Here is a 21636-nt window from a genome sequence, read left to right as displayed (position 1 = left end):
GCGGCTTCTTCTTCCCCATGCTCTCCATGATGAACATCATCCTTCCAGGGCCGAAACCCCTGATCTCCGATGTCCGTCAAAGCGAAGCAAGCCCACAAGGAGCTTGAACGAGGCAACGGGACACCTGTAGATCAACATGGGCGAAGAAAGTCGATCAAGTGCAGGGGTCCCGTTTCAGGACTGGAACGATCACTCAATCGGGTTGTGGAGTAGGGGCGCTGAGTCCCGTTACGTTGCCGACCTGCTTGCGAACCACGTCAACGTCCGACAGCTTGGATATCGGAACCAAGACCTCCGGGTATCTGATCTGACCGTGGTCGAGAGGGCTCGTGACCGATACCGACACGTAGCCAACGGCTTTGTCGATTTTGTACATCAGGACAACGATGCCGGCCCCGCTCGTCATCAAGATGATCCAAGGCCACAGCTTCTTCACCCAGGCCGGGCGTTCCTTGACCGTCTTCGTTTCGTCGAGCGTCAACCAGCGTGACCCAACCAGCGGGAAGTGCTGGATGCCATCGTCGAGCAGGGCAACGGAAACCTGATAGTCGAGTCTGGTCTCGGCACCTTCACCGGCCCGGTGCTTCGTGACCACGATCGATGTCGGCCGCCCCTGCCGGTCTATCCCGAGGAAGCTCTCCACAGTGAGCAACTTGTTCTCCGCGCGCCTGCCGTAGATCCAGTGGCGTATGACATCGATGCCGATGCCCGCGCCATCCTTCCCGAATGCCTTGGCGAAGGACTCGGACAGGTCGTCGAAGGTCTTGTCGAACTTCTTTCCCACGTAGCCCATGACAGGCTTGAGTACTGAGTTGCGGAAGCGGGGCTCGGGCTCCTCGTCTCCCTGAGGTGCGGTCGCCATGTGTGGAGGATAGTCGGGCGGGTCCGGCTCGTACATGGGTGCGCGCAGTCGAGGCTCTGCCGAGGGCCATCGACAACGGGATGGTGACGGTGCATCATGCTGGTGTGCTTGAGGCGGAGAAGTGGTGGCGACTTTCCCCATACACGGGCAGGCATGCACCAGCAACCTGACCGGTCCGAATTCGACCGACGATTTCGGCTGGTTCAACTCTTCCTGCTCTCGGGGGCCCGTGAATCTCTGTGGCTCCTACCGTGCGTCCGGCGGACTGTCGATACCCCAGTTGTCCCACTTTAGGTGACCGCGCGGACCGATGGAGGCTTGGGGCCCTGGGCGGGTGCGTGTCCGCGCCCGGTCCGGTGGCGCCGCAGGTGACGCTGGACGGCCAACTCGCCTCCGGGTAGCCGAGTTCCTGGATCTCCCGGTCGAGCTGTGCAGCGTTTCTGACGCCTTCGTTCCAGCGTCGGTGCAGGTAGCCGATGTACGGATCGACGGCGTGCGCCCGCTGGAGGTTCTTGGCGACGACATCGTCGGCGGAGCGGGCGTTGACCAGTTTGTGGACGGTGCCCTGGTACAGCCCGAGTTTCCGGCCGATCGCCGCCTTCGACATCCCCTGTAGCTCGTGGGCGGCGGCGTGCTGTTCACGCAGTCGAGTCACGATCTTCAGCTCTTTCGATGGCTGGACCACCTCGGGCTCCGCCTCCGGTCCGTCGGGCGTGCTGGCAGGTCCGGAAGACGGTCGGCCAGGCGGGAACGATGAGTCTCGACGGCCTGGCCGAGGCGTGCCGGACCAACGTCGGACGGCACCCCAGGGAATCGCTGGGAAGTGGTGAACAGCGGTAGGGGTGACGGGCCGGGACCGAGGCCGAGCAATCGGCCGACGCCGAAGGATCGACTCCGAGCGCGGTCGGCCACTCATGGGCCAGTTGGTGCCGACGGGGGCGTCGGAGCCGCAGGCCACCGGCCGTCGAGCGTGACCGGCAGTGGCCTCTCCCACCCGCGGAATTGCGAGTGGGAGAGGAGGGGGCAGCCTGTGTGGGCCCAGACAGCTCCGTTGCCTGTCAGTGCAGTCCGCTGTAGGCGGCCATGATGATCTCCATGCCGCGGTTGTCCTCCTGCCGGTCCCGGTCGATCATCTGGTTCATGACGTAGGCCACCGTCATGCGTGAGCCGGGGTCGCTCGCGACCAGCGAACCGCCCCAGCCGCCCCAGCCGAAGGTGTTGCCGAACTTGCCGAAGCCCACCGTCCAGCACATCGACGTCCCCAGGATGCGGTCCTCACCGCGGAACACCTCCTGCCACGCGGGCTCGCAACCCTGGGGGGACAGCAGTCGCACGCCGCCGGCCGTTCCCTGGTTTGCCAGTGCCGACTGAACCAGGGCGACAGAGCGAGCGTTGCCGAAGCCGTTTACCGCAGGTATCTGCGCACGGCGCCAGGCCACTGAGTTGGCGTCCTTGACCCGGATGGCGGCACCGGTGTTTTTCCGCGGCACGCCGTCCGGTCCGGGCGGTGCGCTGGCGGTGTACTCGTCGGTCAGTGAACGTGGCGGGATGAGCGGCGCGACGCGGTGGTCATGCTCTGCAGAGAGTCCGATGTGGAAGTCCGCGTCCAGCGGCTCGGCCACTTCCTCGGCGAAGAACTCGCCGAGGCTGCGGCCGGTGATGCGGCGGACGATCTCACCCACAAGGAAACCGAAGGTGAGCGCGTGATAGCCGGCTGCTATTCCCGGTTCCCATTCGGGCGCCTGCGCGGCCAGCCCTGCCGTCACGCTCTCCCAGTCGTAAAGCTCCTCGACCACCCTCGGCCCGGACAGGTCCGGCAGCCCCGCGGTGTGCGACAGCACGTGCCGTACCAGCACGCTCTCCTTCCCGGCCGCGGCGAACTCGGGCCAATAGGCGGCGACCGGCGCGGACAGATCGAGCTGGCCTCGGTCGGCCAGGATCAGCGCACACAGCGCCGTCATGTTCTTGCTCGTCGAGTTCACGCCGACGATGGTGTCGCGCTCCCAGCTGACGGAACGGTCCGCATCGGCGTACCCGCCCCAGATGTCGACCACCGGCTCGCCATCGATGTAGACGGCCGCCGAGGCACCCACGTCGTCCTTGCTGAGCAAAGCTGCCAGTGCCTCATGGACTGCGGCAAACCGCGGCTCGCAAAATCCTTCAACATCAGTCATGGGCGTAATCCTCAGGTAACGCCAGGGCTCCGGCCCCGATAGTTCCCGCACTGGTTTTGTCGGGCGGGGTGCGATCGAATTCTCTGTACTCCATCAAGGCGGCCTGACTGCCGCGCGGTCGACGGCTCGACCGCGGCTCCTACGGCTGCGACTGGTTGGCAGGTGGGCGTTCCTACAGTGGAGACACGAGAACGAAGGACGGACACACATGCTGGAGCGGCTGAATCAGGCGCTGGACCACCTGGAGGCTTGCCTCGACCGGGAGATCGACATAGCCGCGGTGGCCCGGATCGCCGCGGTGTCGGAGTACCACTTCCGGCGGTTGTTCTCCGCGCTCGCCGGCATGCCGCTCCCGGTTTACGTGCGGCGCCGGAGGATGACGCTCGCCGGTGCCGATGTGCTGGCCAGGGAGCGGACACTGCTCGATGTCGCGGTGCGGTACGGGTACGGCTCGGGCGAGGCGTTCGCCCGGGCCTTCCGGTCGGTGCACGGCATCGGGCCGGGCGAGGCCCGGCTCACGGGTGCCGTGCTGACGTCCCAGCCGCGGATGTCCTTCCGTGTCGTCGTCGAGGGGAGTACGACCATGCGGTACCGGATCGTGGAGAAGGAGTCGTTTCGGGTCGTCGGCAGGAAGGCCCGGCTCCCACTCGTGCGCGAGGGGGTCAACGCGGCCGCCGCGGCACACCTGGAAAGCCTGGACGAGCAGGCGATCGTCCGGATGAAGGAGCTGGCCGGCCAGGAGCCGGAGGGGATCCTGTCGGCGGCGGTGTACCTGACCGACAGCCGGGAGGAGGGTGCCGAGGCGGACTACTGGATCGGCGTGGTGACCGGCCCCGAGGCGGCCGCCGAGGAACTCGACGCCCTCGACGTGCCGGCCGGGACCTGGGCGGTCTTCGACAACCACGGGCTCTATCCGAGCGCCCTCCAGGAGCTGTGGCGGGACGTGTTCACGCAATGGTTCCCCTCGAACCCGTACACGAGCCGGCCGGGTCCTGAGCTCCTGCGGACGCAGCCGGTGGAGATCGGCGCGTCGACCGACTCCCAGCTGTGGATCCCGGTCGAGCGGGGCAGCGGGAGCGCCGGGGCGTGAACACCGGTACCTGGACGTTACCCTCCGCGCAGAAGCCTCCCCGGCTCATCGGTTGTGCGGCGATGCGGGAGCCGATGAGTCCGGCGCCGCCGGTCACCGGGACAGTGGCGCCGGCCAGGACGCCGAGGTCTGAGCGGTGGTTCACGAAGTCCTCCGGAAGCTGGTTCGGGTGGAACGTGGCAGGGGCCCGGCCCGTCATCGGCCCGCCGGGGCAGTTCTGCGGCCGGGGGTTAGGCCGGCACCGGGTCGGTGTCTGGGGGGCGAGACGGGTCAGCGGACTGCCGCTCGGGTCCTGTAGGCGGGCCGGTGCGAAGGGCCCCGTCGGCTTGCAATCAGTGAAGCGGTGATCACCGTGCGCAGGTACCGTGGGTGGTGCAGGAGCCTGTTCAATCTGTTCAAGATCGCTTCTGGGAGTGCGAGTTGACGGAGAGCCGGAGTCCGAGCACCGCGCTGGCACACGTGATCGCGGAAGCCGGGTGCACGTACGAAGCTCTGGCCAGGGAGATCCGTACCTTCGCCGCCGAGGCCCGCGAGGAGCTGCACACCTCCCGCTCGGCCGTTCACTCCTGGGTCGCCAGCGGCACGCCGCCCTGGCCGGATCCGCTCGTACATCGCCGAGGCTCTCACCAGAAGGATGAAGCGGAAGGTCACGCTTGCCGAGATCGGTCTAGGCTGCGCAGGCATCGGGGAAGCCCTGGGGGCAGACCCGTTAGCCAGCGCCACCGACCTCGGGAGATTCGTGATGCTCCGTCGCAGGGATTTCCTCAACGCTGCCTTTGCGACGGCCGCCGTCGGTCTGCCGCTCGCCCACGACCACGAAGCAGTCGCCGCCAGGCTCAGGGCGGCCGAGCTGCGGCCACCCTGGCGTGCCTGGGTAGACCAGCAGACCGAAGCCCTCCTGCTGGTCACGTGCGCCAGGGCGTACGGGGCGGGTGGGGAGTCCAGGAAGGCGGCGGCCACCCTGCTGTCGGCCGAGGACGCGATGCCGACCGGGGACGATCTGGTGCCCTCGTACGCCGCCGCCTCGGGACCTGTCGCGGCCACCGTCGCCTCGCACACCGGCCAGACCCTGACTGAGATGAAGGACCACCGGGCAGCCGAGAAGCATTACCGCACGGCACTGAAGGGCCGGGTGCCGGGCACCTACCAGCGCGTGCACGGCCTCACCATGGTCAACCTCGGCAAGTCGGTTGCCGCACAGCACCGCCACGAGGAGGCCGTGGCCCTGTGGAGCCGCTCCCTGGACTTCATGGACGGGGTGACCTCCGACCGGAACCGGAAGGAAATCAGGTCCATCCAGTCAGCAGCGGCCGACTACCGAAGGCGCGGGGTTCCCGGAGCGGAACCCCTGAACCGGCGCGCCGCCGAGCTGCCGCGAGCCCAGGCATGAACGACCCCCGTACGCACATGCCCAAGGTCGGCGTCGTGATCCTCACCATGGGAGACCGGGAGAAGGAACTCCGGGCCCTCCTTGAATCCGTGGCGACCCAGGAGGGGGAACCCGCCACGGTCGTAGTACTCGCGCAGGGGGTCGAGCTACCGGGTCTCCCCGGACAAGTCGCGGCCGTCGAGCTGCCGGAGAACCTGGGCATTCCGGGGGGCCGGAACGCCGGGGTGCAGTGGCTGCGCGAACACGGGGGTGCCGACGTCGTCCTGGTTCTCGACGACGACGGCCTGCTGTCCCGGACCGACACGCTGCGACTCGTCCGGGAGGCATTCACCGCGAACCCCCGCCTCGGGATCGTGGGCTTCCGCATCGCGGACGAGGAAGGCCTCTCCCAGCGCAGGCACGTACCCCGCCTCGGCGGCGCCGATCCACTGCTCTCCGGACCGGTCACCACCTTCCTCGGCGGCGCTCACGCCATCCGGATGCGTGTGATCGACCAGATCGGCGAGTTCCCCGCGCAGTTCTTCTACGCCCATGAGGAAACCGACTTCGCCTGGCGAGCACTCGACGCCGACTGGGAGATCGACTACCGGGCAGACCTGGTACTGACCCATCCCCGAACCGCTGCGACCCGCCACACGGTCTACTACCGGAACACGGGACGCAACCGCGTCTGGCTGGCCAAGCGGCACCTGCCAGCCATCCTGGTCCCGGTCTACCTCGCCTCGTGGGCGGCGTACACCCTGGTTCAGCGCCCTCCATGGGCGGGGCTGAGGGCGTGGTGGGCCGGGTTCTTCGAGGGCGTGCGGGTGGCGTGTCCGCCGCGGCGTCCCATGCGGTGGCGGACCGTGTGGCGCATGACCCGACTAGGCCGGCCGCCGGTGATCTGACCGGCCCGCGTCACGACGACGGACGGCGAGCTGAAGGCGGGCACCACCCGCGTCGTCATCGCCCCTTCGAGCGTAGGCGACTGCGGAGGCCAGCGCGGCCACCGCGCCGAGCCGCACCCACCGGTCGGGTACGAAGAGCGCTGCGGCGACGGCGTACGGTGCTCCGGTCAGCGCGATCCGGGCGCCGGCGCTCCCCAGGTCGACGCCCGCGGTGTAGGCGCCCAGGCCTGCCAGGGTGCCGAGGGTGCCGAGGGCGAAGACGAGGACCGCCCAGCCGAGCCGCCGTGCCGCGGTGGTGCACAGGGGCACCACGGTCCGTGCCGGTGTACCCGTGATGGCGAGCAGACCCACGGTCAGCGGCACACCGATCACGAAGACCGGCACGATGCCCGCGGTCCCACCGGCCCAGGCCGACACGAACAGGCCGGCGCCGAGTGCCGGCACCGCGGCCGTCATGGCCGCCCAGACCAGCAGGAGGTGCAGGGCCGTCAAAGCCCTTGTGTCACGCGTCATGGAGCGGATCGTGGCAGTCGGCGCAGTGGCGCACATGAGTACGCGTACTCAGCATCGTCACGCCGGCATCCAAGCAGCCGGGCGTCTCCGCGGCCGGAGCGAAATGAAGTGGCGTCGGCGATTCCCGGTTGCTTGGATGCACCGCGTGACTTCTGCCGATTTCGACGACCATCCCGAGCGGGCACTGCTGGACCGGATCGAGGAGTACTACGACGCGGTCCCGCGCCACGGCGCCCGCGCCGAAGACCACGGGCCGCTCACCCTGTTCGTACAGGAAGGCCGAGGCTGGCCGTTCTACGCACGTCCCGCACGAGGACGGCCCGGATCACCGACCGCCACCGACGTGCGGAAGGTCCGCGCCCGCCAGCGGGAGCTGGGGATCCCGGAGAGCTTCGAGTGGGTCGCCGAGACCACGCCCGCGCTGCGGGCAGCGGCAGAGGAATCGGGGCTCGTGGTCCACGAACACCCGCTGATGGTGCTCGATCCGCGCACTCCGGCAGAGCCTGCGGAGAGCGCGTCCGGCAGCACAACGGTCCGGATCGTAGGCGTGGACGATCCGATGCTGCCCGGCGCCCTTGCCGTTCCCCACCTCGCCTTCGCCGAGCCTGGAACCCACGTCGGTCTCGCGGGAACACCGCAATTGGCGGAAGCGGTCGCCGCCCGCATCGCCGACGGATCGGTTGAACGCGCGATCGTACGTATCCGGGCAGGCCTGACGGTGGTCGCCGCAGCCGTCGAGCACGGATCGGCACTGTCCGCGGGCCAGCACCAACCGCTTGCGGACGTCAGCGAGATCGTCGGCGTCGGAACGCTCCCCGCAGAGCGCCGTCGCGGTCTCGCACTCGCGGTCACCGCAGCACTGGTGGCCGACGCCCGGTCGCAGGGAGCCGAAACCGTCTTCCTGTCGGCGGGTGACGATGCTGTCGCACAGATCTACGCGCGCCTCGGCTTCCGCAGGATCGGTACGGCGCTGATCGCCGAACCCGCCGCATAGGTCCGGGGCTGCTTGGACAAGCCGGGTGGTTCATTGGGGGGAATGTTCACGAACCGGCGGATGGACCGGTTCGCCAAGCTGGTGAAAGTGGTCCGTGCACGGGGTGGGCGCGAACGGCCCGGGCGATGGCCGGCCGGGCTGACGAACTGACGAGCACGGCCGGAGCCGGGTACCGGGGCGAATGCCGGGGGAGACACGCCAGGCTAAGGGCCGGACGGGGCATGGCATTGCAGCGGCTGGGCTGACTTCGGACTGATGAACACCGCGAGGCAGCGGAACTCACCTCCTGGGCCCTCCAGCTGTGTGTACGAGCGCCAGACGAGCGTGTAGGCGCCGCGCAGCACCCGCGTGTTGTCCGGGAAGGAGCCGCCGGCCCACAGCAAGGTGCCGGCCAGCTCACGGCCGTCGTGGATGCGGAATTCCTCGTCCCTGGTGGGCGTCCTGCGTTGCCTGGGGCGCCACAAGGACGACTCGTTCGTGATGATCAGGGCCAATCCGTTCTGATCCTCACGGTCGCAGAAGCGTTCCAGCCGTCCCACATCCCGCAGGAAGTCCCTGCGCGCGACGTCCGGCGCGTTGTGCCCGCGCAGGGCGTACTCCTCGAGAGGCGTTCCTGCTGTGCCTGACCACTGCCGGGTCACGTACTTGAACTCGACGGCCGTACGGCCCGTCGGCCCCAGGCACAGCAGGTCCAGGTACTCCGACGCGTCGTTCCCGCGGACCGGGACCTCCAGGCGGCATCTGACGTCCTGTGCGACCTCCTCCACCGCAAGGGCAAAGCTGTGCTGGAGGTCGGCCTCGGAGTGGAACACCGGCCGCCGAGCGCACAGGCACGCCAGGACTTCGTCCAGCGCAGCGCAACCTGCGATCTTTTCAAGGGCGGCGGCTGGGGGCGTGAGCATCGGTGCGGGCATGGCGCCATTGAAGCGGGTGCAGTCTGATTACGTCAGCTGATTGCCCATCACAGTCGACCGTCGCTCGGCCGGCATCTGCGTGAGCATGCTGAAGAGTCATGGCCTCTGGACACGCCCAACATCGGCCGGGTGCCGGCGGCCGCCCATCGGCGGCTGCCTGCCGGGGTACGGGCCCTCGTGCCGCCGCGCGCAGGCGCTTCACAGGGCCGGGTCCGCCGGCGTCCCGGCCGTGGCGCGCAGCAGGCGGCGCCAGCGGGAGCGTTCCGTCCACAGGCAGGCGGTGGCCAGCACGGTCACCGCCACCGCCGCCCACACCGGCCAGGCGGCCCAGGACGCGGCGACGGCGGCGATCAGCTGGAGCAGGACGAGGCCCACGGTGACCGCTCCCGGAACGGGGACGACCACCTGGTTCTTGTCCCCGGGAGTCGCGAACACGGTCGGCAGGCCGATCAGCAGCACCACGGCGGCAACCGCCGCCACGACCGACCAGGACGCCAGCGCCCACGGTGTGGCCACCCACGCGCACAGTTCGCTCGCGAACCGCAGCCCCGACGCCACGTCGGCGCTCCCCGCACCCCGGCCCCCGACCTTCGTCCCCGCCTCGTACGTCATGTCGGACATCCCCTCCGGTCGTGCACCACGCCGCGCCGCGCCCGCACACTGTACGGGGCCACCCGGCGACGCAGCCGTGGCGGCGCCGCCGGGACCGGCGTTCCCGCGTCGGCGCCGGCCGGCGGGAGCCCCTCGGCTCGCGGATCGTCCTGTTGTCCTGAGACCGGTTCGGTCCGTGGACGAGGGGAGTGGTGCGAGGACTTTCAGATGTCCAGGGGGCCACGCGTCCAGGCGTCCAGGCGCCCAGCGCCGGTCCGGAAACCGGGCCGTTCTCGCTGGGCGGGTGGACAGGTGGGCGGGTGGGCCGTCAGCTGAGGGTTGCCCAGTTCTGGTTGGTGGCGTTGACGGCCGTGTTGACGGTGACGGCGGCGCCGGGGGTGAGGGCGGTGCTGTCGAGGACGTAACCGGTCGCGGGGTTGGTGAGGGTCAGGGTGCCGCTGCCGTTCTGGGTGACCTGCCACTTCTGGTAGGCGTCGGCGGCGTTGAAGGCCTTCAGAGTGACCTGGGCGCCGGCGGTGGCGGGCGCGGTCAGCGTGAGCGGGTTCGGGCAGCTGTCGTAGATCCGCGCCGTGCCGTCACCGTTGGCGTCCGCCTTCCACCTCTGCGAGGCGTGCGTGGAGTCGTACGTGGTGACGTCGGCGACGACGTTGGTCGTGGCGGCGCACTGGCCCGCGTGCTCCAAGGCCAGGCCCCCGCCGTTGGTGAGGCCGTGGTACTGCCCGTCACCGACGATCGTGGGGCCGTAGTCGATGGTGTGGGCGGCCAGGTAGGTGAGGGCGGTCCCGGTGGTGGAGAGCGGGGGACTGGCGACGGGCCGCAGGTTCTTGAAGTACTGGGCGAAGGTGGAGGCGGTGTGCCCGGTCAGTACGCCGACGGTGCCGTTCCAGCCGCCGTCGACGTGGTTCCACAGGTCGAGCAGCGAGCCGTCCACGTTGCCCTGGACCCGGTCCCCGGTGTTCCAGTTCGTCGTGTAGGTGAAGCCGGCGCTGGTGCCGTTGGGGAACACGTAGCGGTAGTCCCCGAGCAGGTAGGCGGCGACGGAGTCGGCGAAGCCCTCGACCCAGGCGCAGGTGTCGGAGCTGGTCCGTTCGACGTAGTGCGGGTTGCAGCCGGTGACGGTCGGCCACCAGCCGTCGTACAGGCGGTGCATGAAGAAGTGGCCGGCCTCGTGGAGTACGGTGTGCTCGGAGTCGGGATCGGCGGCCGAGAGGTGGACCGTGTTGGCGAGGTCGTAGTACGGGCCGTCCGTCGAACCGCTGGTCCACCGGATGTTCAGTTCGGTGCAGGCGTTGCCGTCGGTCTCGTGGGCGGACCAGCAGATGCTCGCGGGATTGTTGCGGCTCCACCACAGGAGGTTGACGGTGTCGAAGGCGTGCCAGGCACGCGCGGTGTCGGCGGACGGCTTGAGGTTCCCCAGGGAGGTGCTGGCGGTCACATTGGTCCGGACGGGCGAGTCCAGCGTGTAGGGGGTGCCGGTGGAGTCGCCGACCTTCCACAGCTTCGTGCTCTCGGTGCGGAACCGCACCCACATGCTGCTCATCGACGTGGTGGAGACGGGGGTGTGGCACAGGTTGAAGCCGCCGTCACCGACACCCGTGTAGTTGTAGTCGGTGCTGAGCTTGCGCGGAGTGTCGGTGGACTTCTCGGCGCCCCACAACTCGACGTTGGCGTTGCGGACCGGTTTGGTCATCGTGGGCTTCGCCGTGCCGGCCTCGGCCGACTGGTAGTCGTACTGGAGGGTGCCGCTCAGGCAGAGGGGAGAGGCGGCGGCGGCACCGGACGCCGTCAGCGGGACGGCGGCCGCGGCCGCCAGAAGAGCGGCGCCCAGGACGCAGCGTAACCGCCCGGGGAACGGGCGGCGCCGGAACGGGACCGGCGGGCCGTCACCCTCCCGCGTACGGGCCGGGGACGAGGTCTGAGTGGATATGTCCATGCGGTCCTCCCTGGTGTGCGGACCCCGGCCGCCGCGGCGGTACGGCTGGGCATGCGCGCACGCAGCCGGTCGGCACGGAGCCCCCTCCCCGACACGCATGCGCGGTGCCCTCCACTATGACCAGGTATGTGATCAGCCGTCAGTTTTCCTCCACCCATTCCCCCGCATGCCGTAATAGTCATAGGAATGCGCCCCTGGCATGTGACGGGCGTGGCCCTTCGCCCGGGGCCGCTCATTGAGCAGAGCACGTGGCGAGGACGGACCGGACGGTGGGCGCGGCGACGGACCCGACGACGGACACGGCGAGGGAGCAAGGCGGCGAGAAGCGGCGAACCAGCGCCTGCCGGCCTTCCCCATCGGCTGTTGGAAAGCCGCGCCTCAGCTCCGCGCCTGCCGGAGGAGGGAGATCTGCTGGGCCATCAGGACAGGCGGGAAGGCACGTACTCGAGGCCGCCGACCGACAGGTTCGTGAACGTCGCAACGACGCTTCCCGCGCGGACCACCGTGTACTGGGTCATGTGCGGGCCCATCTCGGTCGGGGCGGTGATCTCGAACTGCACCGCTTCCTCTCCGAGCTCCGGGGCGGGAACGACGGTGACCGTGCCCCTGTAGGTCATGGCCGGGCCCGGGCTCTCGACGTACCGGCAGGTACCCAGCCCCTCGCGGACCTGCGCGAACGCCGCCACCGCACCGGAGTTCCCGTACGAGGCGAGGGTGGAGCCGCCGCCGTAGGGATCGCTCTTCCAGTTGAAGGTCTGCTCCACGACGGCCGGAGCGGGGCGGGCGAGCTGCCGGGTATGGGCGGCAGCCAGCAGTTGCTCACAGGCGGGGTCGGACGGTTCGGACTTCCGGTTGCCGGCCCGGGGCTTGCGGACGGAGACGGGGTGCCGGCAGGCCGCAAGCCCGTCGTGCGACGAACATCGGCATGTTTGCCCCCTTGGAACGGCGCGGGTGATCAGGCGGAGGCTACCGGCCGCCCCGACACGCGGCCACCAGGGGCTATGGCGGCCTCGCGCGTTGGCTCTTGCAGAGGTGCCGGGACGGGACGGCGGGCGTGGCTCGGAACCACCCGTGCGTGTGCTGCGGCCGCGTGACCCGTGATCGGACCGTCCTGTACCGGTGGCGCTTCGGAACACGGGCTTCCGGCGTCCCGTCACCGGGTGATGACCGCCCCAGGCCCGTTCGTCGAGTCGGGCCAGGGGACCGCTGGAAATCCGCTCGTGTACGACCTCTCCCTTGACCGTTGGCCGTTGTCCCACGGAGTCAGTGGAGGCAGAGACAGAACGGATGGCCGGCAGGGTCCGCGTACACCCGCCAGTTGGCCCCCGGCCGGAGCTGGTCCGTCCGCTCCAGCACGGTCGCGCCGAGGGCGAGCACCCGCTTCTCCTCCCCGTCGAGGTCGTCCACGTCGAAGTCCAGGTGCAGCTGCTGCGGGCGCTCCTGGCCGGGCCATTCGGGCGGCCGGTAGCCCTTCACCCGCTGGCAGGCCAGCGGCGTTCCCTCGAATCCGTGGACCTCGACCCAGTCGGGATCCTCAGGGTCCTCGACCACCCGGCCGCCGAGCAGATCCGCGTAGAACGCCGCGAGCCGTACCGGATCGGCGCAGTCCAGCGCGATCGCCTGCAGCTTTCGAATCACTTCCGACACCCCTCGTCCCTCGGCCACTTCCGCGACCCTCCTGTACGAGGGGTCGTACCCGCCACCCCGGCGAGCATGCGCGGCATCCGCCGTCAGGCTGCCACGCGAGAGCTCCCGACCTCGTAGTACGGCACCGAACCTGCCGCACCCGCGCCGGCCGTACCGCACCCGCGCTGGCCGTACCGCACCCGCGCCGGCCGTACCGGAACTCGCCGGTATCACCGCGCGCGAGCGGGAAGTCCCCGGCCTCGTCTGGTCGCGAATGCACCGGGCCGAGGTCCTCACCCGCTATGCGGATGCCTCCCGGTCGCGGGCCTGGTGGCCCTCCAGCCACCCGAGGCCGTCGGGCTGCCGTACCCGGGTGTGCGGGAAGGCCGCGATCGTCGCGGTGTCCGGAGACGTGCAGCAGCGCGGAGGCGCCCATGCCGGTCGGGTCCTCGCCCGGCTCCGGGAAGACGGGCACGCTGAAGTCGGCGAAGGGCCCTCGTGGGCACCGTGCCGGGCCGGCCCTCCTCAGCCCGGGTATGCGATCGAGCCCAGCGGCGGGCAGGGGACGAGTGTGGTGTCGGCGCCGGGGCGTTCGACGAAGGCCCCGGCCGCGGCGGCCTGCAGGCGCCGGGATTCCAGCTCGTCGGCGTGCCAGGCGTCCTGCCCGGCGCGGGTGTGTCCCACGAGTCGTCGATGAGACTGAGGCTGGTGTTGCCGGAGCTGCGCACGGCCTGCGCCGACGAGCCACGTGCCGTCGGGGCCGAGCGCCGCGGCGCGCGACGACGTCGTGGAGCCCGTGGTGACGTCGACGCTCCGTGGGGTGCCGGGGAATCCATCCCGCTTCGGTACCACCGCGTCGACGCCATGGGTCAGGAGCGCCACCAGCAGTTCGTGAACACGGGCGGCCGGTGAGTTGACGGTGTTGCTTCAGTTGACGGATGAGCGGTTGACCTGGCGAGCTTCATCTGGTGAGTGAGCAGGCCCCCGGGACCTGTTGTTGGGAGTGCCCCCACCTAGCGAATACGCAGAGTGATGACAGAAGGGGAGGCCTGCCGAGCAATGCGGTCGGTCAGCTGGAGAAACCGCCCAGCCGTCGTTGGCGCATCCGTGGTTTAAGCGGCGCCCGTCTTGTCGTTGATCTGGAAGGTGATGACGTCGACTTCGTCGGTTCCGGCCAGATCTGGGTAGTGGCCCTTGAGGGCTTCCCGGAGTTCGGCTGCGGTAGTCAGCCCTTCAGCTTGGGCGTCCTGGTTGGTGAGGTCGCTGACCAGGCAGTGCCTGATGCCGGTCACCTCTGCCGACAGGACGACTTCGGGGTCGCTCTCAAACATGAGCCGTGCCGGGCCGAGCTGCGCCGGGTCCCGGAAGCGGGTGGTCTTGGTCTTGGCGCCGGAGCGGACGACTTCGAGGTAGCGGGGGTTGAACCGAATGATCGGGGGACCGGCCGTCTCGGGGTCTTGGTAGAGCAATAGGTCGAGACTGTTCATGCCCGCCTCCGGGGTCCATCGCTGAGCCAGCGGCATCAGGTCGGCTGCGAGCACGGACCTGAGCCCCGCGGGGGTGGGCACGATGACGCGCATGGTGGAGTAGTAGTCCACGAAGACCTGACGATCGCGCCCGCACGGGCCGATGACCCCGCGCCCGTGGTTTCCCACGGCGACGATGCAGCGCATCTGGCGGGCACCCTGGGCCCGCGCAGCTCCCAGAGCCACGAGTTCGGCGCAGGGCCCGCCGGTGAAGTGGTAGAGGTTCACGCCAGCGAACATCCGGTAGTCGGCGGCCATGACCGCGGCGCCCACCGTGTGGATCCCATCTTCGTCGGGCCCGGCGTCGGTATGCGCGTCTATGGTGCGGCGTGCCAGCTCCACGAGCTCACGCTCATCATCATCGAGAGCTCGTACAGATGACGGGACGTACACCTTTTTGACCTTCCCTTCCTTCAGTAGTCGCCCAAGAGCATTCCACGCCACGCAGGCGGGCTCCACAGGGTTTCGGCTTGCCTTGGCTGGACCCTTGAGAGGAGAGCATCGTCAGAGGCCGTCCGCTGGAAGGCGAAGCGCGCTGTCGTAGGGGCCGGGCGGGATGTGGAGGGTGGCGGTGTCGTAGTCGCCGAAGCGCAGCACGTTGTCTCTGCGGTGCGGGCTGAGCGCGGCGATGTCGTCGGGGCTCAGCTCCCAGCCCTGGGCGGCCATCTGGCGCAGTGTGTCGGTCATGTCGACGGTGGTGGAGAAGATGATGCTGTTGGCCATCAGGTCGAGGAACTTGACGGCCTTCTCCTGGAGTTCGGGATCGCGGGAGCGCAGGTAGCCGTCCCCGCCGAAGTGCAGCCACTTCGTGTACCCGTTGTATGCCTCGGCCTTGTTCGTCGCCCTGGTGATCTGTTCCCGAAGCTGTGGGTCCGAGAGGTAGCGGAGCAGCACGGCCGTCCTTACCGCGCGGCCGACCTCGCGGAAGACCCTGTAGATCTGGTTCTTGCGGGAGTGGTTGTTCAAGCGCCGCAGGAGGGTGACGGAGGAAACGGTGCCTTCCCGTACCGACAGGCCGACCTGCATGAGGTCCTTCCAGCCGCTCTCTATGAGCTGCCAGTCGATGCAGGTACGCGGATCGGCGGAGAACAGCGCGTCGATATGCCGGTAGCGCACCTGGGGATCGGGGCGGTGGAAGGTGAGGTCCTGGAAGTTCCGGATCCGAGGCAGCAGGTCGATGCCGAGCAGGTGGGCGAGCCCGAAGATCGGGAAGGACTGGCCCTGGGTGTCGGCGTGCACGGTGTCCGGCCTGACCTCCGACTCGTTCGCAAGGAGCGAGTCGATGAGATAGACGGCCTCCCACACCCCGCAGGGGATGAACCGGGAGAAGAGCGCAACGTAGGTGTCGGAGACGAGATGGTGGGCGATCCCGCCGTGGCCGCCGTAGCGGATCGAGGTCTCGGCGAGGAGGTTGTCGATGACGGTGTCCATCATGGTGCCGTCCACCGCCGCCACCGACCCATCCCCCCACGCCGCCGTCAGGTCCAGGCCAGCATGGGCGTTGACCACGTCAGCTCCGCACCGGTTAAGGACCGGGATGGTGAAGTGACGCTTCGCGATGGCACCGAGTTCGTGCGCAGTCACGCTGCCCCGCATGTGGCGCACTGCCTGGGCAGGGCCGAGCCCGGAACCGTAGACGAACGCGGTGGTCACGTAGCGCGGCAGGGGTTCCTTCAGCTTCGGCTCGCTGCCCGAGCGCGGGCCGGGCCGTTTCCACCAGTCCGTCCAGTGCGCCGCCCGCGCCAGATGTTCCAGCACGCTGTGGGCTGGAAGCCGCTCGGAGAGAGCTTCTTCCAGCTTCTCCGCGGAGGCGGTGCGCTCGCCTGCTCTGCGTACGGCAAGGGAGGGGACACCGGTGACCGGGTCGATGGTGAGGTCCTTGTTGTCCGGATACCCGGCGTCCACGGTCTCGGCGATCATGGTGAGCCCGCATCCCCCAGCCCGTCCACCCTCTCCATCCGCTCCGCATGAGCCCTGAACCGCGACCACGTCGCCCGCCGCGCGGGCTGCTTGATCCACGCGAACAGGCTCTGGTACTCGCCCCCGGCGACCTCCAGCATGCCCGCGACCCGCTCCCGCGCCGCGACACTCATGCGCGCGACGATCGCCTCGCATTGCGAGGCTTCCACCTCGGAGCGGATACGGGCAGCCATCCGGTCCAGGGTGGAAAACGCCGGCAGCTCCAGCCGCTCCTTATGCCGTACCAGCTCCTCCAGCGCCACGTTCACCAGGTCCGCGGTATGCGCCTTCACCGGCGCCGCCGCCCGCATCGCCGCCTCCGCGACCGCGCGGGCCTCGCCCGGCCTGTGCCTCAGCCCCAGGCGTTCACGTACGGCGGAACGGTAACGCTCCTCGCTCCGCCCTGAGTCCGCTTCTGGCACCGTCCCAACAGCGAGCCCTGCCTGATCGCGCACGTGGGCCACGACCACCTCGGGTATCTCCCCCATCTTGGGGACACGGCCCAGCCGCGCCGCGGACTTCAGCATCACCAGCAGCGCCAAGACCCGGCCCGGACGGTCATGCGTACGCGCACGTGCCCACGCCACCTCCTCCGCAGACGGCGTGAAGAACTCCCGCAACTCCCGTTCCGAGATCAGCCTCTTGAACCTCGGATACGCCGTCCGCTCCAGCGACGCCACACCAAACCGCCCCACGCCCGACCGACTGACAGCGGCCACCATAAACAGCGACGATCCCGGTAACGGGGCCAGGGCCAGATCACGGAGCGTATGCACACCCACCGTATTCGAGCGTCACGCTCTGCTATGAAGCGGCGGCTATTACGCGTATCTCCTCCGCCCACCAAGCGGGTGTGGCGATGTCGAGTGGTGATCCCTCGCGGAGTCCGAGCCCTCGGCCGGGCCTAACGGCGAGGATCAGCGGCGCACTTCGTGGGGAGGCGATCATCCGCCAGGTTTGCCGTGCGGGAGGTCGAGGATGATGTCGGCGGCGCGGGCGATGACCGGGGCGCGGGTGGTGCCGGGGTGGTCGGCGGCGAGGAAGTGGCTGCCGATGGCCGTGCAGAAGGCCAGCAGGGCGCGAGCCTCGACCTCGTCAGGGTCGTCGCAGAAGGTGCCGATAGCGTCGCGCACCAACTGAATGCGCTGGTTGTCCACGCGGCGCAGGCGTTCGGCGACTGCGGGGTCGCGGCGGGCCCAGTCGCGGATGGCCAGGTCGATGGGCAGCAGGCGGTCGCTGGAGAAGGTGAGCCGCCCGGCGAGGCGGACCTTGTCCCGCGCGTCGCCGCCCTCCCGCTCGACCTGGTCGATCACATCGTCGACGCTCTCGTGCTCCCAGGTGTCCAGCATCTCGGCCAGCAGTGCGTCGCGGTCGGTGAAGTACCCGTAGAAGCCGCCCTTGGTCACCCCCAACGCCTTGGCGAGCGCCTCGACCCGCACCGCCTCCACACCGCCAGCGGCCAGCGCCCGCAGTCCCTCCTCGACCCACTTCTCCCGCGGTGTGCGCAATGCGCCCATCTGTGGCTCACCTCACCCTCACCCCTGTTGTACGGAGCCGTATAACAGGTCTAACCTCGTGTTATACGGCATCGTATAATGCGAGAGAGGACACCGTCATGTCATTCGGTTTCGTTGCCTTCCACTACCCGGCCCCCGAGCATGTCGAAGAGTTCGTTGCCGTATGCCACCAGGTCGCCGAGGCGATGCGGCAGCAGCCGGGCTTCCTGTCTGTCGGGGTATGGATCACCCCGGACGGGGACGCCGTCGTCACCACCGGCGTGTTCGAGTCCGAGGATGCCTTCCGGGCGACGGCCGACCTCGCCCGCGAGATGGGCGCGACGCCCGACGGCCTGAGCGACCTGGAGGTCAGGCCCCGCGAGGTCCACTTCCTTGTGTCGCGGTAGAAACGCCGCGAAGGATCGGTGCGGCGTCTCGGTCGATTCGGGCGGTGAGAGCTTGCGTGCCGGGCGCGAGATCAGCTCGGTCGCCGACTACAACACTCAACTCGCCAACTGAAGCGCTCCTTACCTTGTTGGCGGGTTGATTCCGGTCCTTCGTACGATCGGGAGACCCGGGGGCCTGGGTGTGGCTACGAGCGCTCATGCCGTAGGTCTGGCTTTGACTGATTGGCCGCCCAGTGCCCCGCGACGACACGGCCACTCATTGGGATGAGCGAACCAAGATCGCTTCGTAAGGACACGTCGGCGTGGTCGTCTGCAGGGACCAGTCAACCGGACGACGAGGGAGGCTCGGGTGCCCGAGCTCTGGGCGGGGACAGATGCCGGCAAGGCCGCGCATCACTGCACGGTGATCGAAACGGACGGGACGAAGGTGCTCTCGCGCCGGGTGCCCAACAACGAGCCCGAGCTCCTGGAGCTGATAGGCGACGTCCTCGCACTGGCCAAGGGCAGCCCGGTTACGTGGGCCATCGACCTGAACGCCGGCGGGGGCGCTCTGCTGATAGCCCTGCTGACCAGTCATGGTCAGCGGCTGCTCTACATTCCTGGCCGAACCGTCCATCACGCTTCCCGTGGCTACCGTGGGGATGGCAAGACGGACGCGAAGGACGCCTACGTCATTGCCGATCAGGCACGGATGCGCCGGGATCTGCAGCCTCTGCAGGAGTGGGAGGAGAGCGCGGCGTAATCGAAGATCCTCACTGCCCGCCGTTACGACCTCGCCGCCGACCGCACCCGCGCCATCAATCGGACGGGCACAGCTGCTGGAGTACTTCCCGGCCCTGGAGCGGACCTTCGATTACGCCGCGTCCAAGGCTGCACTCGTGCTGTTGACCGGCTATCCGACCCCGGCCGGCTTGCGCCGGGTCGGCCCGAGCCGGCTCGCGACCTGGCCGAAGAACCGCAAAGTGCGTGGCGCCCAGGCGGTGGCCGAGGCGGCCGTAGCTGCAGCGCAGGCTCAGCATACCGCCGTGGCCGGGGAGAGCACAGCGGCCGCCGTGGTGAACACCCTGGCCCGGTCCGTTCTGGCTCTGAACGAAGAGATCGCAGCCGTGGATGCAAGGATCACGGGCCGTTTGCGAGAGCACCGGGATGCCGAGGTGATCCTCAGCATGCCTGGCACGAGCCCTCTGTTGGGGGCGGAGTCCATCGCTTGCACCGGCGGGGACATGCACGCCTTCGGGACCGCGGGCCGACTCGCCGGCGTCGCCGGTCTCGCACCTGTCCCACGGGACTCCGGTCGGATCAGCGGCAACATGCGCCGGCCACACCGCTACCACCGCCGGCTCCTGCGCGTTTTCTACCTCCCCGCCCGGATCGCGGCCCGCTTCTGCCCACCTCGAAGACCTTCTACGACCGCAAACGGGCCGAGGGCAAGAGCCACAAACAGGCGAGGCGATCCTCGCCCTCGCCCGCCGCCACCTCGACGTCCTATGGGCCCTCATACGCGATCAGTGAACCTTCGAGACTCAGCCTCCCCTGCGGGGTCTCACCGCGGCCTGAGCCTCAGGCTGTGATGAGCGGCTTGTAGCGGTTTCCCTCCGGCGTGAAGATCAAAACGAAGTCTTCCCCCAGCCGAATGGCTACCTCCCTCAAACGAGCCAGGACCTCGGCCTGGCCCGGAAGGTTGAGGCCAAGGGCTGTGGCAGCGCGGTCTCTCCGGGCCACGAGGTCCGGCATGTCCTCCAGATACTCGGCCTCAAGCTCGCGACTCTCCTCGCCTGTGAACGCCTGGCAGTCGCGCCACCATGGGACGACCAGCAGAAGCCGCACCAGCTCGTGAAGGCCGATGGCGAGCAGCGCCGCACCTCCCTCGGAGTCGGCGTAGAGGATGGGACGTTCCTCGCCGCCTTCACCGCAGAAGAAGTACGTGCCGCCAGCAGCGTCGCCTGCGAACCCCTCAAGCGCGGCACCCGAGGCGAGGTGCACTTCCTCGACATGGTCGCCTCGGTCCAGGTCGAAGTCGCCCGGCCAAGCGAGAAAACAGGCAGCTTCTTCCTGCTTATGGATGGCAGCGATCAACGATTCCATGGGCCGCATCCTACGGCCAGCTGCTTGACAACCATCATTGGGAATCAGTCACAGCCGGGTGACTGAGCCGAAGCGTGGTAGTTGACACAAAAGCAGGCCAGTTGTCACTCGGAGGCGTCGGCTCACGTTTGCGGGGTGGTGGGACGACGCCCGCCAGCGCAGGCCACCACTGCTGTCGCTGAGGAGTTCAGAAAGATTGTGAACACCGACGACATGTCCACCGCGTCGATGCGGCCGGTGGGGAGAAGCTCTTCCCCGGAGTGCTTGAGGATGTCGTCGGTGGAGGCATGGCCCGAGGTGTGGCGCAGCCGAATCTGGAAGGTACCTGTGTGCCGGTTGGCAGGGGGCAGGCCGTCCCAGACGGCGAAGGCACCTCCGGCGATCAAGGCGTCGCGAGCGGGTCCGCATGCCGGCGTTTGCTCGTTGAGCATCGCGGCGAGGTCCTCGCGCCTCATGCATTCGCCTTGACTGGCGGGCCTGCTTCGGTGGTTTGACGGCTCCAGAGAGCGAGGTCGCTGCTTGTGGCGATCGCCAGGGTGTTTCCGGACGGTGAGAAGCCGGCGGTTCGCAGTTCTGAGTAGTTGGAATCGAAGATGTGCCACCAATGCTCACCGTGTGGTCCGTTGTGGGGTATCCCTCCGTCTGTGGAGAGCAGAACGCGGTGGTCGGGCCATTCGGGGCTGACGACCTCCAGGGTCCAGCTGTCGGAAGTGGTGGTGTGGAGGCCGCCTCCGAAGAGTCCGGCGATGCGTACTCGGGTCCCGGCGACCGGTCCGAGTCCGGGACATGCGAGGTCAGCCACTGCGTCCGGAGTGCTGTCGTCGGGGTCAGGGTCGCGGTTGCGGGCCATCTTCTCTCCGGTGAGGGTGTCGAAGAGTCCGTGCCCCTCATGTGAGACCACCATGACCAGGTCGTTGCCGGTGTCGGGAGCGGCGGCGAAGCCGATGCCGAGCAGACCGCCTATGGGATTTCGCTGGCTCCAGACTGGATGCCAGGGAGCTGGCGGAGGGGTCTCAGGGACGGAGAGGAACCGCTCACGCAAACGTTCCTGGTACTGCGAGATCAAGGTGCTCCCTAAGGGTTGTCCCGTAAATGATCTTCGAGTGGCCTCGGGCATGGCGGGCTGCCGTGCGGCCTGCTCGCTTATCCGGCGAGGGTGAGGTTGTGC

The 21636-nt window shown here is 68.7% G+C and carries 22 protein-coding genes and 2 pseudogenes; 7 read left to right on the top strand and 17 right to left on the bottom strand.

What is annotated here, in order from left to right; all coding sequences use genetic code 11:
- Window positions 1-193: 193 nt before the first annotated feature.
- The 3 genes from ABTY04_RS37675 to ABTY04_RS37665 form a co-directional block, all read right to left on the bottom strand.
- The gene (locus ABTY04_RS37675) at window positions 194-862 is read right to left on the bottom strand and encodes a hypothetical protein (protein ID WP_352217948.1); all 669 of its coding nucleotides are present in this window, start codon (window positions 860-862) and stop codon (window positions 194-196) included.
- 94 nt (window positions 863-956) lie between these two features.
- Window positions 957-1547 (bottom strand): hypothetical protein, encoded by a 591-nt coding sequence (locus ABTY04_RS37670; RefSeq protein ID WP_352217947.1) that lies wholly within the window; start codon window positions 1545-1547, stop codon window positions 957-959.
- A 373-nt stretch (window positions 1548-1920) separates the two neighbouring features.
- Entirely contained in the window at window positions 1921-3036 is a 1116-nt protein-coding gene (locus ABTY04_RS37665) for a serine hydrolase domain-containing protein (RefSeq protein WP_352217946.1), read from the bottom strand.
- Window positions 3037-3244: 208 nt separating this feature from the next.
- On the opposite strand from ABTY04_RS37665, the gene ABTY04_RS37660 reads away from it, so the two are divergent.
- From ABTY04_RS37660 to ABTY04_RS37650, 4 genes and pseudogenes are all read left to right on the top strand, one after another.
- Complete coding sequence (locus ABTY04_RS37660) at window positions 3245-4126, top strand: AraC family transcriptional regulator (RefSeq protein WP_352217945.1); 882 nt, start codon at window positions 3245-3247, stop codon at window positions 4124-4126.
- A 369-nt stretch (window positions 4127-4495) separates the two neighbouring features.
- Window positions 4496-4663, top strand: a pseudogene (locus tag ABTY04_RS41350) (hypothetical protein); the annotation flags it as partial.
- A 205-nt stretch (window positions 4664-4868) separates the two neighbouring features.
- Complete coding sequence (locus ABTY04_RS37655; RefSeq protein WP_502996801.1) at window positions 4869-5516, top strand: NsdA family TPR-like regulatory protein; 648 nt, start codon at window positions 4869-4871, stop codon at window positions 5514-5516.
- Complete coding sequence (locus tag ABTY04_RS37650; RefSeq protein ID WP_352217944.1) at window positions 5513-6403, top strand: glycosyltransferase family 2 protein; 891 nt, start codon at window positions 5513-5515, stop codon at window positions 6401-6403. Before ABTY04_RS37655 ends, ABTY04_RS37650 begins: the two co-directional genes overlap by 4 nt.
- Here ABTY04_RS37650 and ABTY04_RS37645 read toward each other — a convergent pair.
- Window positions 6380-6916: a hypothetical protein gene (locus ABTY04_RS37645; protein WP_352217943.1), complete on the bottom strand. Its 537-nt coding sequence runs from the start codon at window positions 6914-6916 to the stop codon at window positions 6380-6382. The genes ABTY04_RS37650 and ABTY04_RS37645 overlap by 24 nt on opposite strands.
- Before the next feature lie 136 nt (window positions 6917-7052).
- Between ABTY04_RS37645 and ABTY04_RS37640 the strand changes: the two genes are divergently transcribed.
- Window positions 7053-7910: a GNAT family N-acetyltransferase gene (locus tag ABTY04_RS37640; protein ID WP_502996802.1), complete on the top strand. Its 858-nt coding sequence runs from the start codon at window positions 7053-7055 to the stop codon at window positions 7908-7910.
- A 203-nt stretch (window positions 7911-8113) separates the two neighbouring features.
- Here the strand turns inward: ABTY04_RS37640 and ABTY04_RS37635 are convergent, their stop codons facing one another.
- The 10 genes from ABTY04_RS37635 to ABTY04_RS37590 all read right to left on the bottom strand — a co-directional run bounded on the left by ABTY04_RS37635 (window position 8114) and on the right by ABTY04_RS37590 (window position 17997).
- Complete coding sequence (locus tag ABTY04_RS37635; protein WP_352217941.1) at window positions 8114-8824, bottom strand: hypothetical protein; 711 nt, start codon at window positions 8822-8824, stop codon at window positions 8114-8116.
- Between the two features lie 198 nt (window positions 8825-9022).
- Window positions 9023-9445: a hypothetical protein gene (locus ABTY04_RS37630; RefSeq protein WP_352217940.1), complete on the bottom strand. Its 423-nt coding sequence runs from the start codon at window positions 9443-9445 to the stop codon at window positions 9023-9025.
- A 298-nt stretch (window positions 9446-9743) separates the two neighbouring features.
- On the bottom strand, window positions 9744-11369 hold the full coding sequence (locus ABTY04_RS37625; protein ID WP_352217939.1) for an RICIN domain-containing protein: 1626 nt from the start codon (window positions 11367-11369) through the stop codon (window positions 9744-9746).
- A 419-nt stretch (window positions 11370-11788) separates the two neighbouring features.
- Window positions 11789-12133: a hypothetical protein gene (locus ABTY04_RS37620; RefSeq protein WP_352217938.1), complete on the bottom strand. Its 345-nt coding sequence runs from the start codon at window positions 12131-12133 to the stop codon at window positions 11789-11791.
- Window positions 12134-12632: 499 nt separating this feature from the next.
- On the bottom strand, window positions 12633-13007 hold the full coding sequence (locus tag ABTY04_RS37615; protein WP_352217937.1) for a VOC family protein: 375 nt from the start codon (window positions 13005-13007) through the stop codon (window positions 12633-12635).
- Window positions 13008-13520: 513 nt separating this feature from the next.
- Complete coding sequence (locus ABTY04_RS37610; RefSeq protein ID WP_352217936.1) at window positions 13521-13679, bottom strand: hypothetical protein; 159 nt, start codon at window positions 13677-13679, stop codon at window positions 13521-13523.
- Between the two features lie 428 nt (window positions 13680-14107).
- Window positions 14108-14863: an ASCH domain-containing protein gene (locus tag ABTY04_RS37605; protein WP_352217935.1), complete on the bottom strand. Its 756-nt coding sequence runs from the start codon at window positions 14861-14863 to the stop codon at window positions 14108-14110.
- A gap of 162 nt (window positions 14864-15025) precedes the next feature.
- On the bottom strand, window positions 15026-16441 hold the full coding sequence (locus tag ABTY04_RS37600; RefSeq protein WP_352217934.1) for a Tn3 family transposase: 1416 nt from the start codon (window positions 16439-16441) through the stop codon (window positions 15026-15028).
- Entirely contained in the window at window positions 16438-17262 is an 825-nt protein-coding gene (locus ABTY04_RS37595; protein WP_352217933.1) for a DUF4158 domain-containing protein, read from the bottom strand. The genes ABTY04_RS37600 and ABTY04_RS37595 overlap by 4 nt, the downstream gene beginning before the upstream one ends.
- Before the next feature lie 162 nt (window positions 17263-17424).
- A complete protein-coding gene (locus tag ABTY04_RS37590) occupies window positions 17425-17997 on the bottom strand; it encodes a TetR/AcrR family transcriptional regulator (RefSeq protein ID WP_352217932.1) in 573 nt (190 codons plus the stop codon).
- 98 nt (window positions 17998-18095) lie between these two features.
- Here ABTY04_RS37590 and ABTY04_RS37585 point away from each other — a divergent pair, with 98 nt between their 5' ends.
- Window positions 18096-18383, top strand: a complete 288-nt coding sequence (locus ABTY04_RS37585; RefSeq protein WP_352217931.1) for an antibiotic biosynthesis monooxygenase family protein — start codon at window positions 18096-18098, stop codon at window positions 18381-18383.
- 349 nt (window positions 18384-18732) lie between these two features.
- Window positions 18733-19895: pseudogene (locus ABTY04_RS37580) on the top strand (IS110 family RNA-guided transposase).
- Window positions 19896-19943: 48 nt separating this feature from the next.
- Here ABTY04_RS37580 and ABTY04_RS37575 read toward each other — a convergent pair.
- The 3 genes from ABTY04_RS37575 to ABTY04_RS37565 form a co-directional block, all read right to left on the bottom strand.
- Window positions 19944-20468: a hypothetical protein gene (locus ABTY04_RS37575; protein ID WP_352217930.1), complete on the bottom strand. Its 525-nt coding sequence runs from the start codon at window positions 20466-20468 to the stop codon at window positions 19944-19946.
- 122 nt (window positions 20469-20590) lie between these two features.
- The gene (locus ABTY04_RS37570; protein ID WP_352217929.1) at window positions 20591-20923 is read right to left on the bottom strand and encodes a hypothetical protein; all 333 of its coding nucleotides are present in this window, start codon (window positions 20921-20923) and stop codon (window positions 20591-20593) included.
- On the bottom strand, window positions 20920-21534 hold the full coding sequence (locus ABTY04_RS37565; protein ID WP_352217928.1) for a hypothetical protein: 615 nt from the start codon (window positions 21532-21534) through the stop codon (window positions 20920-20922). Before ABTY04_RS37565 ends, ABTY04_RS37570 begins: the two co-directional genes overlap by 4 nt.
- Window positions 21535-21636: the final 102 nt, after the last annotated feature.

This window comes from Streptomyces sp. NPDC097981, from assembly GCF_040302565.1.
Classification (GTDB): domain Bacteria; phylum Actinomycetota; class Actinomycetes; order Streptomycetales; family Streptomycetaceae; genus Streptomyces.
This window is presented reverse-complemented; position numbering and strand designations above follow the sequence as displayed.

Excerpts from the sequence above, each read along its gene's own strand:
- ABTY04_RS37585 (WP_352217931.1), top strand. The coding sequence starts at position 18,096 with ATGTCATTCGGTTTCGTTGCCTTCCACTACCCGGCCCCCGAGCATGTC.
- ABTY04_RS37570 (WP_352217929.1), bottom strand. The coding sequence starts at position 20,923 with ATGAGGCGCGAGGACCTCGCCGCGATGCTCAACGAGCAAACGCCGGCA.
- ABTY04_RS37665 (WP_352217946.1), bottom strand. The coding sequence starts at position 3,036 with ATGACTGATGTTGAAGGATTTTGCGAGCCGCGGTTTGCCGCAGTCCAT.
- ABTY04_RS37625 (WP_352217939.1), bottom strand. The coding sequence starts at position 11,369 with ATGGACATATCCACTCAGACCTCGTCCCCGGCCCGTACGCGGGAGGGT.
- ABTY04_RS37635 (WP_352217941.1), bottom strand. The coding sequence starts at position 8,824 with ATGCCCGCACCGATGCTCACGCCCCCAGCCGCCGCCCTTGAAAAGATC.
- ABTY04_RS37630 (WP_352217940.1), bottom strand. The coding sequence starts at position 9,445 with ATGTCCGACATGACGTACGAGGCGGGGACGAAGGTCGGGGGCCGGGGT.
- ABTY04_RS37675 (WP_352217948.1), bottom strand. The coding sequence starts at position 862 with ATGGCGACCGCACCTCAGGGAGACGAGGAGCCCGAGCCCCGCTTCCGC.
- ABTY04_RS37575 (WP_352217930.1), bottom strand. The coding sequence starts at position 20,468 with ATGGAATCGTTGATCGCTGCCATCCATAAGCAGGAAGAAGCTGCCTGT.
- ABTY04_RS37645 (WP_352217943.1), bottom strand. The coding sequence starts at position 6,916 with ATGACGCGTGACACAAGGGCTTTGACGGCCCTGCACCTCCTGCTGGTC.
- ABTY04_RS37650 (WP_352217944.1), top strand. The coding sequence starts at position 5,513 with ATGAACGACCCCCGTACGCACATGCCCAAGGTCGGCGTCGTGATCCTC.
- ABTY04_RS37600 (WP_352217934.1), bottom strand. The coding sequence starts at position 16,441 with ATGATCGCCGAGACCGTGGACGCCGGGTATCCGGACAACAAGGACCTC.
- ABTY04_RS37640 (WP_502996802.1), top strand. The coding sequence starts at position 7,053 with ATGCACCGCGTGACTTCTGCCGATTTCGACGACCATCCCGAGCGGGCA.
- ABTY04_RS37655 (WP_502996801.1), top strand. The coding sequence starts at position 4,869 with ATGCTCCGTCGCAGGGATTTCCTCAACGCTGCCTTTGCGACGGCCGCC.
- ABTY04_RS37590 (WP_352217932.1), bottom strand. The coding sequence starts at position 17,997 with ATGGGCGCATTGCGCACACCGCGGGAGAAGTGGGTCGAGGAGGGACTG.
- ABTY04_RS37660 (WP_352217945.1), top strand. The coding sequence starts at position 3,245 with ATGCTGGAGCGGCTGAATCAGGCGCTGGACCACCTGGAGGCTTGCCTC.